This window comes from Streptomyces diastatochromogenes, from assembly GCF_002242805.1.
GTDB classification, from domain to species: domain Bacteria; phylum Actinomycetota; class Actinomycetes; order Streptomycetales; family Streptomycetaceae; genus Streptomyces; species Streptomyces diastatochromogenes.
Window position 1 is genome coordinate 52,655 of the sequence record NZ_MCGQ01000045.1, and the last position, 13,865, is coordinate 66,519.

The 13,865-nt window shown below is 70.5% G+C and carries 8 protein-coding genes; 3 read left to right on the forward strand and 5 right to left on the reverse strand.

What is annotated here, in order from left to right; translation table 11 throughout:
* Positions 1-2,631 carry a S8 family serine peptidase gene (locus BEK98_RS39220; RefSeq protein WP_094221551.1) on the reverse strand — a complete coding sequence of 877 codons (2,631 nt, stop codon included), beginning with the start codon at positions 2,629-2,631 and terminating at the stop codon, positions 1-3.
* A 457-nt stretch (positions 2,632-3,088) separates the two neighbouring features.
* On the opposite strand from BEK98_RS39220, the gene BEK98_RS39225 reads away from it, so the two are divergent.
* Both BEK98_RS39225 and BEK98_RS49250 read left to right on the forward strand, forming a co-directional pair.
* Positions 3,089-6,481 carry a M14 family zinc carboxypeptidase gene (locus BEK98_RS39225; RefSeq protein ID WP_094221552.1) on the forward strand — a complete coding sequence of 1,131 codons (3,393 nt, stop codon included), beginning with the start codon at positions 3,089-3,091 and terminating at the stop codon, positions 6,479-6,481.
* 171 nt (positions 6,482-6,652) lie between these two features.
* On the forward strand, positions 6,653-6,823 hold the full coding sequence (locus BEK98_RS49250; protein WP_167444361.1) for a hypothetical protein: 171 nt from the start codon (positions 6,653-6,655) through the stop codon (positions 6,821-6,823).
* Between the two features lie 191 nt (positions 6,824-7,014).
* On the opposite strand, the gene BEK98_RS51030 is transcribed toward BEK98_RS49250, so the two are convergent.
* Both BEK98_RS51030 and BEK98_RS39240 read right to left on the reverse strand, forming a co-directional pair.
* Positions 7,015-7,803: a lectin gene (locus tag BEK98_RS51030; RefSeq protein WP_425276653.1), complete on the reverse strand. Its 789-nt coding sequence runs from the start codon at positions 7,801-7,803 to the stop codon at positions 7,015-7,017.
* 167 nt (positions 7,804-7,970) lie between these two features.
* Positions 7,971-8,906, reverse strand: a complete 936-nt coding sequence (locus BEK98_RS39240) for a DMT family transporter (protein WP_094221554.1) — start codon at positions 8,904-8,906, stop codon at positions 7,971-7,973.
* A gap of 149 nt (positions 8,907-9,055) precedes the next feature.
* Between BEK98_RS39240 and BEK98_RS39245 the strand changes: the two genes are divergently transcribed.
* The gene (locus tag BEK98_RS39245) at positions 9,056-9,994 is read left to right on the forward strand and encodes a LysR family transcriptional regulator (protein WP_094221555.1); all 939 of its coding nucleotides are present in this window, start codon (positions 9,056-9,058) and stop codon (positions 9,992-9,994) included.
* A 25-nt stretch (positions 9,995-10,019) separates the two neighbouring features.
* Here the strand turns inward: BEK98_RS39245 and BEK98_RS39250 are convergent, their stop codons facing one another.
* Both BEK98_RS39250 and BEK98_RS39255 read right to left on the reverse strand, forming a co-directional pair.
* Entirely contained in the window at positions 10,020-12,290 is a 2,271-nt protein-coding gene (locus BEK98_RS39250) for an MMPL family transporter (protein WP_107428319.1), read from the reverse strand.
* Positions 12,291-12,446: 156 nt separating this feature from the next.
* The gene (locus BEK98_RS39255) at positions 12,447-13,859 is read right to left on the reverse strand and encodes an FAD-binding oxidoreductase (RefSeq protein WP_094221557.1); all 1,413 of its coding nucleotides are present in this window, start codon (positions 13,857-13,859) and stop codon (positions 12,447-12,449) included.
* Positions 13,860-13,865 lie beyond the last annotated feature (6 nt).

A 13,865-nucleotide genomic window follows, 5' to 3' on the forward strand; every position in this document is an offset into this window, starting at 1 on the left:
TCACCGCCCCCCGTCCACGGATACGTCGAGTTCGGACAGCCGGGCCCCGGGAAGCGCGAGCACGAAGGCGCGGTGGGTGGCGATCCCCTCCTGGAGGCCGGGGCCGCCGGCGTGGTGCAGTGTGTCGAGCAGCCGTGCCAGCCCCTCGGCGACGGACCGTCCGCCTAGCGTGCGGGGCACGGGCAGGTCGGGGTCCAGTTCGCTGAACAGCAGCAGCCGCACCAGCAGCGGCCCGTGCATCCGGTGCCAGGCCACGGTCACCCTTCGGTCGCGGACGACCAGCCGTTGCACCTCCTCCTGGTGCACGGCGACGAGCGAGGCCAGGTGACGCCCTGCGGGAGTGTTCTCCAGCCGTGCTCGCACCTGCCCCATCCGGGTCGCGAACGGGACGCGAGCGGCCGGGTAGGCGGCCGTGGGGAGGACGAGGGGTTCGTCGGTGGGGTGGGGGGCGGCGAGGGCGGAGCGCGCTGCCACGGCGTGTCGTACGGCATCCACGGCCTTCTCCGGATTGATCCGGCCGTAGCCCCAGCCGCTGTCCAGTTGCGTCGGGGGCACCGGAGGCACGGGGGGAGAGCAGGTGCCGGTCAGATGGGTGAGGAGGCTTCCTTGGTCCAGGGTTCCGTCGACTTCGAACATGAGGGCGACGACACCCGCGACGTAGGGCGCGGCCAGGCTGGTGCCGCTCTCCCTGCGGTAGAGCGGGAGAGTCGTGTCGATTCCTCTGTTCTGCGCGGAGGTGATCTCCACTCCGGGGGCGCACAGCTCCGGTTTGAGCCGGAGGTCGGTGGTCGGGCCGTGGCTGGAGTCGGGGGCGAGACGGTCGTCCCTGGTGTCGTACGACCCGACGGTGATCGCCTGCCGGGCAGTGCCCGGCGCGGTGACGGTCCTGCTCTGATTCTGATCGATCCGGAGGAACCTGCCCGATGGGTCCTTCGCGTCGCCGAACGTCACGCACCAGAGATCGAACCGGGTGGCGTTGCCTGTTGTCTCCCGCAGCGTGATGGTCCAGGTCCCCGGCGTGATCGGCCCGCCGGGCGGAGGGTCGAGCTGCAGGTCGAGATGGCGTTTCCCGCTCGGTGGCTCGGCCGGCCGGTACAGGTAGCGCACGGTGTGTCCCTTGTCGCCGCCGAGCCGAGCGCTCCCGTAGTCCTTCGCCGAGGCGTCCGGTTTCAGGGGGGACGTGAGCGTGGGGCCGGTGTTTCCGTTGCCGCCCGGGGCGTTCGGGGGTGCGGTCAGGGTGACGCTGAGCTGTCCCGGGCCCTCGTACCACAGGTGCAGATGGTTGGTCTGTGTGTCTTGGGGCTGGACGGCGTACCGGATGACCGTCGGCCCGTTCGCCGGGGCGATGTTCGTGGTGTGGTGCCCTCCGTCGTACGGCTGGCGGGGCTGCCCGGGCTGAGGGGGGTTGTAGAACCCGCCTTCGTTGCCGGCGGCCGCGACCACGGATCGTCCGGGCTTGTCGTGGACCATGTCGTCGAGTGCGAGGGACAGCGGATCGGTACCGTCGCCCGAGCTGTCCATCCGGACGAGGCTCACGCTCAGCACGGTCGGCTTGGCGAACTCACCCGGGGCGAGCCAGGGTTGCGTGAAGATGTGCTGCGCGGCCCGCAGGACCCCGGAGCGCGAGATCACCCTGCAGGCCACGATGTCGGCTCCGGGCGCGACACCGAGCGGTTGGTCGCGCTTGCAACACGCCTTGGCCACCGCGCCGACGCCCGCCGCGATGCCGGCGACAAGGGTGCCGTGGCCGACGCTGTCGAAGTCCTGGGAGACGAACTTCCCGCGTGGCTGGGCCTGCAGGGCGGCGTCGATCTCGGCCCGGGTGATGTGCCGCCCGCGGCGGACGCGAACGGCTCCCCGGGTGAAGGAGGGCACGGCCCGGATCGCGCCCAACTGAGCCTGGTCGATGTTGGCGGTGTCGTAGATGCCGGAGAAGTCGATCCGGACGGGGCTGGAGGGGAGTGGCCCGCCGGTGACCTGGATGTCACCGGGGTCGATCTGCACGAAGGACTCGAGGGCCTGTTGCACGGTGGACGCGGAGAGGGGGAGGGTGAGGGATGCCGTCTTCTCTTCCGGCCTCCCGCTCACCGACTGCCAGTACAGGACGATGGAGCCCGCCGCATCGCTGGTGCACTCGATGGTCTGGCGCAGGCTCTCGTCCCACAGCGAGACGATGCGTGTGCGGGGCGGGTTGCTGCCCGGCTGGATGAAGGCGGGGTGATAGATGTCGATGCCGGTGTCGGCGAGGCCGACGACCGCGCCCTTGCCGGTGACGCCGCTGGGCAGAGGAGGGATCGCCTCGGCGTGCGGTGCCGTGGCGTCGCCCGCGGCCGTGGAGGGTGGGTCCGGGGCGTGCGGGTGCCCCCGCCCCGCATCCGGTGGTGTGCCCGCGGGACGGGATCGCCCCGGCGGCCATACCCGCGCGTTGGTGTGGATGGCCTTGACCCCTGCCACCGCGGCGACCTTCTCGAGGTCGGCCAAGGCGATCGTGCCGACGGCGATCCGTTGCGTGCGGAACTCGGTCCACAGTCCGGCGCGTTCGGCGGCGGCGAAGTCGCCCTCGATGTGCACCATGACGTTCTGCTGCTCGCGGCTCGCCGCCGCGGCGGCCTCGGCAGCGAGGCCCTTCATTGTCTGAAGACGAGAGAGAAGTGGTCCGTCGAGTTTGCTGATCACCACACGGCACCCCCGCGCCGAGCAGACCGCTTTCGCGGTGTTCCCCCGTGGTCGGCGCCAAGCGTAAAGGCCTGCGAAGTTATGCGTCAATTGGCTTGTGGGGGCGGAATTTTGATGGCATCGGCGCTCTGAAAGATGGCTTGAACGGGTGGATTGGCCGAAATTGGTTAATCAGTTCGAGGTTATAGCGACGGTAAATCCTATGCAGGAATTGACTGTTGCCCTAGCATGCCCGCTTCACCGTCCAACTCGGCGGTCAGGGCCTCGCTTTGGCTCGCATTGCCGAATCGCCTGAGTGAGCATCGCGTTTTTCGGGCACCCCCTCACCGAGACACCAGCACCGCGACCCGGGGGGTACGCCCCTGGGGCGAGGACGGCGGCTGACCACCGCCGTACAGACGGGGGAAAGCCCATGACAGGAATCAGCGCTGTCGCCGACGACCCAGTGCAGGAGGCGCAGCAGGAAGTCGAGCGTTACCGACAGGCCGGCGACCGGCCCAACCTTGCCCGCGCGCTGGTCAGGCTGTCGGCGCTGCTGCGGAACGCGGGCCGCCTGCCGGAGGCGATCTCGGCCGGGGAGGAGGCCGTCTCGATCTTCCGCGAGTTGCACAGCGAAGCCGAGCTGGCATGGGCGCTGCAGAACCTCGCCGCCCGCTACTCGGAGGCCGGACAGCACGACAGGTCCGTGACAGCCGCCCGCGAACGCTGCGACATCCTCCGCCGCCTGGACGACCGTCCCACGCTGGCCGAGGCCCTGATCACCCTCTCCGCGTATCTCCAGCACAGCAGGGCCTTCGACGAGGCCGTGGCGGCGGCCGAGGAAGGCGTCGCGATCTACCGCGAGTCGGGGAACGAGCCGGGTCTTGCCTGGGCGTTGGAGAACCTGGCGAACCGGTGTTCGGCGGCGGGGCAGCACGAGAAGTCCGTGGCCGCGGGGCAGGAGTGCGTCGACATCCACCGCCGGCGCGGCGACCGCCCGAACCTCGCCCGCACCCTGATCATCCTCAGCGCGTACCAGTACCATGCCGCCGCGTACGCCCAGGCGGTGGCGGCGGCCGAGGAAGGCGTCGCGATCTACCGCGAGTCGGGGAACGAGCCGGGTCTTGCCTGGGCGTTGGAGAACCTGGCGAACCGGTATTCGGCGGCGGGACAGCACGAGAAGTCCGTGGCCGCGGGGCGGGAATGCTGTGACATCCACCGCCGGCGCGGCGAACTTCCCGACCTTGCCCGCAGCCTGGTCGTCCTCAGCTCCTACCTGCGGCACCTGCGGTCCTTCGCCGAGGCCATCGACACGGCCATCGACGGCACCGGCTTCTACCGCGAGCTGCGCAACGACTCCGGCGAGGCATGGGCGCTGGAGAACCTCAACTCCTGCTATGCCGCAGCGCCGTGGCTGCGCGTCAAACGCGCCCAGGTCTCGGCTCCCGACTTCGACGCGCTGCGCTCCGCGCTCACCGAGGCGCAGGTACGCGCGGTGGGCGGGATCCAGCGGGACGAGTCCGGAACGGTGCGCGCGGAGGTCTACGCGACCGTGGAGCGGCTGGACGCCATCCGGGCCCGGGGCCTCACGGCCGACGTGGTCGACGACAACACCCAGTACTGGCTCGACCGCCAGAAAGAGGTGGGCCGCGGCAACCGCTTCGCCGACGGTACGGCCCCCTCGGGCCTCGGCGTACCGGGCGGCACCGGCCTGGGCGACCTCTATCTGAACGTGGACGAGGTGGACACCGCCGTCCGCAACCTCGCCGCGACCTACGGCGATCTCTGCCGGCTCATCGAACTCCCCGAACGGACCGCGTCGGAGGCGCACCGCGTCAGCCACGCGCTGCGGCTCGGTACCGGCGCCGAGCACAGCCGCCCGACCGTGCTGCTGCTCGGCGGCCAGCACGCCCGCGAGTGGGGAGGCTGCGAGATCCTGGTGAACCTCGCGGCCGACCTCCTCCAGGCCTACCGAACCGGTACGGGCCTGCGCTACGGCGGCCGGGAGATCTCGCCCGTCGAGGTGCGGACCGTGCTGGAACGGCTGCACCTGCTCGTCTTCCCCATGGTCAACCCCGACGGCCGGCACCACAGCCAGTACCGCAAGGGCGACTGGCGCAAGAACCGGAACCCCGCCTACGGCGTGCCCGAGGTGAGCGGCGTCGACCTCAACCGCAACTACGACTTCCTCTTCGACCTCGGAAAGTACTGGGCGCCCGTGACCGAGGACGGTGAGGCTCCGCTGTACACGTCCGCCGACCCGAACGAATACGAGGTGTACCAGGGGCCGAGGCCGTTCTCCGAGGCCGAGACCCTGAACGTGAAATGGCTGCTCGACACCCATCCGCGGGTGCGCTGGCAGGTCGACGTACACAGCTACACCCAGGTGTTCGGCCACAACTGGAACGACGACGACAACCAGACCACGAATCCCGACATGAACTTCCGGAATCCCGCGTACGACGGGAAGCGCGGCGTCACCCGGAAGTCTCACCTCGGCCGGCCCCTGGAGGCCGCCTATCAGGAGTACATCACCGCCACCGACCTCGGCATCGTGCGGTCACTGACCCAGACTTTCACCGACGCGCTTCGGGCCGTCCGCGGCAAGGCGTACGCACCCGAACAAGGAGTGGCCACCTACGTCACCGCGGGCACCGTCGACGACTACGCCTACGCCAGGCACCTGGTCGATCCCGGACGGGAGAAGGTCCACGGGTTCTTCGTCGAGTTCAGCACGGAGTACGTGCCGACGTGGACCGAGATGACCGAGGTCATCCGTGACGTGTCCTCGGGGCTCTTCGCCTTCTGCCACCAGGCCGCCCTGGAGGCCGGCCGCATCGCCACCGTGACCCGTGACCCCGACTGGATGGACGTCTTCGGGGTCGGCGGAGACGGGCTGGCACGAGTGGCCTGGTGGCACGGCCAGTGGAACGACTGGCAGCCCATCGCCGGGCACACCTTCGTCCCGCACACCCCGATCACCGCCCTGTCCCGTGACCCCGACTGGATGGACATCTTCGCCATCGGCGCGGACGGAGTGGCCCGGGTCGCCTGGTGGAACGGGGGCTGGAACGCCTGGCAGCCGATCTACTCACGGACCTTCGCACCGGGCACGACCATCGCGGGGCAGAGCCGTAACTCCGACCAGATGGACCTGTTCGCGGTAGGTACCGACGGGCTCGTCTACAACGCGTGGTGGCACGGCAACTGGAACGACTGGCAGCCGATCGGCACGCGGAGGTTCACCGCCGGAGCCCAGGTCACCACGCTCACCCGCGATCCCGACTGGATGGATGTGTTCGCGGTCGGGGACGACGGGCGGGTGTACGTGGCGTGGTGGCACGGTGAGTGGAACGACTGGCAGCCGATCTACTCACGGACCTTCGCACCGGGCACGACCATCGCGGGGCAGAGCCGCAACTCCGACCAGATGGACCTGTTCGCGGTAGGTACCGACGGGCTCGTCCACAACGCGTGGTGGCACGGCAACTGGAACGACTGGCAGCCCATCGGCACCAAGAGGTTCACCACCGGGACACCGCTGACCACGCTCACCCGCGATCCCGACTGGATGGATGTGTTCGCGGTCGGGGACGACGGGCGGGTGTACGTGGCGTGGTGGCACGGCGAGTGGAACGACTGGCAGCCCATCGGCACCCGGACCTTCGCCCCCAACACCCCGATCGCGGCCCAGAGCCGTAATTCCGACCAGATGGACCTGTTCGCGATCGGCACCGACGGCCGGGTCTACAACGCGTGGTGGCACGGCAGCTGGCACGACTGGCAGCCGATCGGCTCCGTCGGGATCGGCGTCGGCATCGGTTGAGGGCACCGTTGATCCCGTATACGAGAAATTCCGGTTGATCCTTTCCGCCAGGATCTCGAAATCCGGGCTTGGCGGGGAATGCGCGGCGGGGCAGGAGCTGCTCTCGCCCTGCTGCGATTCCCGGAGGAGTATGGAAGGCGAGTGAGCGAGGGCGAGCAAAGGGGGCCTGCCATGAAAAAGGGAGCCTCGGATTACGACGCCTGGCTGTACTCGCGTACTCCCTCCCAGGCCGAGGGCGAGCGCGACGAGCCGGCCGAGCGCGCGGCCACGGAGCAGCACCCGGATGTCCCCAGGACCGAGCCGTCCCAGGCGGAAGGAGAGCGGGTGCAGGACGCCGAATAGACGCTTTTCGTTCAGGCGGGTCTTTGAGCCGAGGACCGGCCTCAGAAAGCTGCGGGGTGATCTTCTGGAAGGTCACGCCCGCCCAGGCCGGCATCATGCCGGTCGCCACCAGCACATCGCACCCCTCGGCCGCCGCGGTGACCGCCTCGAACTGGCCGGCGATCACCGCGGCCGCGGTCGCGCCCGGCACCTCAGTTCAACACGGTCTGGGTGACGACGATGTGGCCGTCGTCGGGGTCGACGCTCCCGCCGAGCCGGCTGAAGGCGCCGTCGGTCAGGTCAAGGCACTTGGGTTCCTGGGGAGTCTGGGTGAAGGTTCCCCGGTCGTTGACGCGGACCACCAGGGACCTGCCGTTGGCGGTGTTGGTCACCTGGACCCGTGTGCCGAACGGCAGTTGCGGCTGACGGCTGAGCGATGTCGCCGCCGTGTCGGCATTGTTGTCGAACAGCTCGCCGCTGGCCGTGAGGGCGCCGGGCGGCTGAGGGCCGTAGTGCGTCGCCCAGCACTGGTCGGTGGCCTGCGTGGCCGGTGCGGTCCACTTCTGGTTGGCGGCGCCGGTGCAGCTCCAGATCTGGGTCCGGGTGCCGTTGGCGGAGGTGTTGCCGGTGACGTCCAGGCACTTGTTCGCCTGCGGGTTGACGATGTCGTGGGCGGCGGTGGCGGTCCACTTCTGGTTCGCGCCGCCGCTGCAGGACCACAGCTGGGCCTTGGTGCCGTCGGCGGTCGAGTTCCCGGTGACGTCGAGGCACTTGCCGAGGGCGCGGAGGGTGCCGTCGCTGCCGACGGTCCACTGCTGGGCGGCGGTGCCGTTGCAGTCGTAGAGCTGGACGGCCGTTCCGTCGGCGGAGCTTGCTCCGGCGACGTCGAGGCACTTGCCGGCGAGGCCGGTGATGGTGCCGGTGGCGGCCTGGGCCGGGGCGGCGGTGAGCAGCCCGGTCGGCACGGCGAGGACGGCGACGGCGAGGACGGAACGTAACAGGGATGAAGGTGTGGGGGGTTGTGCGGGCAAGGGGGAGTTCACAGCCTCTCGCGATGGGCGGATGAGTGGGATCAGACCCACCCGGCAGACCTGGAACCTAAAAGGTCTGTACCAATCGCGTCAAGGGGTGAACTGGCCGATGAGGGAAGGGAGTTGTAGCCCCTCGGTCACCGCCGATCGAGTCGCCGGGAAGCCGGCTGTGGGGCGATGTCGTAGCGCAGGCTCCGTGGCGGCACGGGTCGGTGCCGGTGACGGTTGATGAGGGTCACTCCGGCCACGACGACGCCTCCGCCCAGGAGTTCGACCGGGTGAGGGACCTCCCCGAGCCAGACGAAGGACACGGCGAGCGCCACCGGCGGCACCAGGTACAGCGCCGCGGTGGAGACCGCGAGCGGCAGTCGAGCGACGGCGTAGCCCCAGATGACGAACCCGAGCGCGGAAGGCAGAAGCCCGAGGAAGGCGGCGCACAGCAGAGCGTCGGCCGGGGCCCGGGGCAGGGCGCGTACCGCTGCCGGTATCAGCGGCAGGGCGAACACGGTGCCGGCGACCATCGCGTAGGTCGCGACCTCCAGGCCCGTGTACCGGCGCAGGAGTGGCTTCGTGGCGCAGTGGTAGACACCCTGGACGACGGCCGCGGCCAGGACGACCAAGGACGCGGCGGTGAATCCGGAAACGCCGTCCGCCAGGGTGACGACGGCGGTTCCCGCGAGGGCGATGGCACTGCCGATGACGATGTTGCGGGTCAGTGGCTCGGACAGGAAGGCACTGCCGAGGAGGATGCTGAACACGGGTGCGGCCGCGATCAGCAGGCTGGCCGTTCCGGCTTCGACATGGATCTCCCCCCAGTTCAGCAGGATCTGGTAGGCGGTCATACCGGTGAAGCCGCACAGGGCGATCAAGGGCAGGTCGCTCCGCTTCGGCAGCCGCACCCGGGCGAAGGGCGCTACGGCGACCAGCGCGACGGCGGCGATGGCCAGGCGAAGGAACGACAGAGCCGCCAGACCGAGTCCGTCGACACCGACACGGATCGCCGGAAACGCGGACGCCCAGAGCGCGACCGTGCCGGCCAGGGCCAGGAGGCGGGGAGAGGCGAAGCGGGTCATCACCCGCCTACCGTGTCCCCGTCGAATGAAAAGGTCCAGTTAGGGTTTGTTCCCGATGGCCATAGAGATGCTTAATCACACAGCTCATCGGCCGGATGTAGGGCAAAAGCCAATCTTGATTTTTCCTTCGTCAAGCTTAAGATCGACTTATGCTTGATGTGCGTCGGCTCAGGATTCTGCACCATCTGGCCACCTACGGAACGGTGGCAGCGGCCGCTGATGCCTTGCATCTGACCGCGCCGGCCGTTTCCCAACAGCTCGCGGTGCTCGAGCGCGAGGCCGGAATGCCCGTGGTGGAGAAGCAGGGCCGCACCTTGAGGCTGACCGCCGCGGGGGAGCTGCTGGTGGCGCACGCCGAAGTCGTCCTCGGTGACCTTGCGGCGGCGGAGTCCGACCTCGCGGCCCTGCGCGGAGGGCGACGCGGACTGATCCGGGTGGCCGCGTTCGCCTCGGCCGCCCGCACACTCCTGCCCCGGGTGTACAGGGCGCTCGCGGAACAGGCCGCCGACTCGGCGCCCGCCCTCACGGTCCATCTCGTCGAACAGGAACCCGACGCGGCTCTGGAGGCCCTGCGTAAACGTGAGACGGATGTGGCCGTCGTGCACAGCTACACCGTGCTGCCCCGCAACTTCCCGTCGGGCAGCGAACAGGACGTGCTCATGGAGGACCCGGTCGTAGCCGTTCTCCACCCCGATCATGCGCGGACTCTGGGGCTCACCCCCGGCGAACCGGCGGACCTGGTCGACTTCGCGCACGACCCGTGGCTGGCCCCGGCGCCGGACACGTCCTGCTACGAGATGATCCAGCGCACCTGCGGCGCCGCCGGTTTCGTGCCCGACATCCGCGTACGGAGCAGCGACTTCTCCGTGCTGACAGCACTGGTGGCCGCAGGTGCCGGCGTAGCCCTGGCTCCTCGCCTGGCCGTACCCGACAACGCCGAGGGCGTCAGTCTCCACCCGCTGGTGACACCGGTCAGCAGAACCGTCTTCACCGTCAGCCGCTCGGGCACCGCCCACAGACCCGACATCCATCTGCTGGGTTCCCTGCTGAAGGAGGCGGCCACCGGTGCCGCATCGGCTGTGCGCTGAGACGCGCTGACCGGGAGCGCGGCCCCTATTGCGGCAGCGTCGCCGCCTTCCGGGCCGGTGCCCTGGTGACAAGACGTCGTAGCGACCACCAGTTCGCCTCCCCGGCCAAGGACATCACCGCGGGCACGAGCAGCGGTCGTACGACGAGTGCGTCCATCGCCACGGACAGGGCGACGGTGACGCCGATGAGCTTGATCGTGGTGATGCCGGAGCCCGCCAGGCTGAGCAGTACGGCGGCGACCACCGCGGCCGATGCCGTGAACAGCGGTGCTGCCGAGGCGAGTCCGGCCGCGACAGCCGCCGTGGTCCGGTCCGTGCGCCGGTGCTCTTCCATCACTCTCGCTAGCAGCAGCACCTCGTAGTCCAGGGACAGTCCGAAGGCGAGACAGAACACGGTGACCGGGCTCATGATGTCGGTCTGGCCGGTGACGGTGAACGGCCCGAGCAGCGACCGCAGATGGCCCTCCTGGAAGATCCAGACCATGGCGCCGAAGGTCGCGGTCATGCTCAGCGCGTTCATCACCAGCGCCTTGACCGCGAGGAAGAGCGCGCCTCCGGTGAACATCAGCAGCAGGACCAGGGTCGTCGCCACGACGATGGCGACGGCCGTCGGCAGGCGGGAGGCGACGGCGTCACGGACGTCGAGCAGGCGGGCCGGTGGCCCGGCCACGAGTGCGGTCGTGGGAGCGTCGGCGGCGCGCACCGCGCGGGCCAGGCGCACACTGGCCGGCCCGAAGGGTTCGGACGGGCCGCGGACGGCGAGCCAGGTACCACCGGCGGGGGAGAGGTGGCGCCTGGCGAGAACCCCGCAGTCGGCCGCTGCGGCGCAGGGGCGGGGCAGTCGTTCGCCGTGTGCGTAGACGCCGGTCGCCGTCCGTACGGACCTGGCGCCCGGCAGTGCCGACAGGTGCCGGGCGTAGGCGTCCAGTGCCGCCGTGCGGGAGGCGCTGCGGCCCGGTGCCCAGCCGGGCAGGATGACGTCCACCTCGGCGCCGCCGAACTCCGGGAACACCGAACGCAGTTCACGCGTCGCCCGGACCACGGGGGCGTCGCCGGGCAGCACACGCTCGTCGCTGAGGGCGAAGGCGACATGCCGGAACGGCAGCGCGCACAGCGCGAGCGCCAGGGCCGCCAGTACGGCGACCACGATCCGGCGGCGGGTCACCGCATGGGCCAGCTGCCGCCACCCGCGGCCGGTGCGGCCCGCGCCGCGCCACCGGGCGAACCGGTCCCGGTCACCGAGGCGACCGCCGCGACAGGAGAGCCCCGCCGGGACCAGCACCAGGGACACCACGGTGGCCAGGGCCACCACGGGGACGCCCGCGTACGCCAGTGACCTCAGGAACGGCAGCGGGAAGACGAGCAGCCCGGTCAGCGACAGCGCGACGATGCTCGCGGAGACCAGCACCGTACGGCCCGCGGTGGCCATCGCCCGCGCGACGGCGGCCTCGTGCGCCGCACCGCCGTTGCGTTCCTCCCGGTAGCGGGCCACCAGGAAGAGGCTGTAGTCGACCGCCAGCGCCAGCCCCACCGCGGTCGTCATGTTCAGCGCGTACAGCGACACCTCGGTGAACGCGGACAGCACCCGCAGCACGGCCAGCGTGCCGGCCACCGCGACCAGCCCCACGGCCAGCGGGAGACACGCGGCACCGAAGCTGCCGAACACCCAGAGCAACAGCAGCAGGGTGGTGGGGAGGGCGACCAGTTCCGCCCGGCGCAGGTCCCGCCGGCTCTGCGACTGCAGGTCCCTGACCACCAGGGCGGCACCCGAGACCGTCACCCGGAGGGTCCCGTGCCCGCCGGTGACCGCGGGGACCAGACGGTTCACCGTGGTGTGGTGCGTGTCCGACACCAGCCGCACCAGGACCAGCGCAGCCCGCCCGTCCTTGGCACGCAGGGCCGCGTCCGGCGGGCCGCTCACGTGCGTGCCGCTCACATCCGTACTGGTCACGGGGCCGGTCCAGTACGACTCGGCGCCGGCCACCTTCGGGTCCGCGAGCACCCGCGCCACCAGGCGCCGGCCGTCCTCGCGGACGGCGGGGGAGTCGACCGACCCGGACGACGTCCGTGCCAGCAGCGCCAGATCGGGTACGCCGCCATGGAACTGTTCGGTCAGCAGGGCGTCGGCCCGCAGAGAGGACGCTCCCGCGGGCGCCCACCCGCCGGTGACGAGATGTCCGGTCACTCCGTGTCCCACCACTGCGGAGGCGGCGGCGAACAGCAGGGTCAGGACGATCACGGCCCGCCGGTGCCGGGCGGCGGCCCGGCCGAGCGCCACCGACGCGGCTGTGATCACTTGCCCTCCCGTCACCCCTGCCCACGCGACCGGCCGTTCTCCGGGCGGTCGACCTACCGATCAACGGCGGGCACGGGCGCGCGCAACGCGGTACGGGAGGGCTGTCCACGATCGTGTGATCGTCGGCACGACATCTGCCTCGGCCCGGACGGTCGATCAGGCCGCGTTCGAGGGCCGGATGTTCTGGTTGAGGCGGAACAGGTTCGTGGGATCGTAGGTGTCCTTCACCCTGACCAGACGTTCGTGCACCGCGTCGGGGTACGCGGCGCGCACCTTGTCCTCGGCCGCGTCGCCGGTGAAGTTGACGTACATGGTGCCGCGGCCGTGGCGGGCGATCTCCTCGCGGGCGGCGCGGGCCCAGGCGACGGACCGGTCGAAGCCCGTCGCATCCGGGGACCGCGTGATCACGTTGCACAGCACGCTCGGATCCCGCTGGCTGAAGGCCGTGGAGTCGGCCGGCACGCGGGCGAAGGCACCGCCCAGATGGTGCAGATGGAGTTCGCTGGCGGGCGTGGGAGTCGTCAGGTGGCGACGCAGTACGGCGTCGAGCGCGGCGTCGGACGGCTCGATGAACGCCGACGTGAAGTAGTTGTGCGCCCCGGCCGTCCACAGCGGGTCGAGCAGTGACTGCATGCCGATGTACGGCATGGGGCCCATGAGGTCGGCCAGCGGTGTCCCCAGCGTCCGCAGCGGGCCGACGGCCGCCTCACCGGCCGCGGGGTCGCCCGCGTACATGCCGGCCAGCACCACGATGCGGGTGCCGTGGACCTCCGGCGGCAGGAAGGGCAGTGGGGGTGCCGTGGTCAGGTTGACCAGGGTCGTCAGCTCGTCGGGCATGCCTCCGGTCAGCTCGCGCCAGCCCGTGACCACCTGCCGGGCCTGCTCCAGGGGATAGACGATCAGGCCGGCCAGGACCTGCGGCCCGACCGGGTGCAGCTGGTACTCGAGCGAGGTCACGACACCGAAGTTGCCGCCGCCACCCCGCAGGGCCCAGAACAACTCGGCGTTCTCCCGCGGGTCCGCGCGCACCACACGGCCGTCCGCGGTGACCACCTCGGCCGCCGTCACGTTGTCGGAGGCCAGACCGTGGCGGCGCAGCAGCCAGCCCACGCCGCCGCCGAGCGTGAAGCCCGCGATACCGGTCGAGGAGACCAGGCCACCGGTCACGGCGAGACCGAAGGCTTGCGTCTCATGGTCGAGGTCGCCCCAGGTCAGACCGGTCTGGGCGATCACCCGGCGGCGTACGGGATCCACCATGGCGCCCTTCATGGGCGACAGGTCGATGACGATGCCGTCGTCGCAGGTCGAGAACCCGGCGATACTGTGGGCGCCACCGCGCACGGCGACGAGCAGGTCCTGACTGCGTGCGAACTCGACGGCGCGCATCACGTCCGCGGTCCCGGCGCACCGCACGATCAGGGCCGGGTGCTTGTCGTGGGCCGCGTTCCAGACCGTGCGGGCCTGGTCGTAGTCGGCGTCGCCGGGGCGGACGACAGTGCCGCGCAGGCCTGCCTCCAGTTCGGCGACGGTGGCGTCCCCCAGGACGCCCTTTGCCGTGTCGATCGACATGGTCGG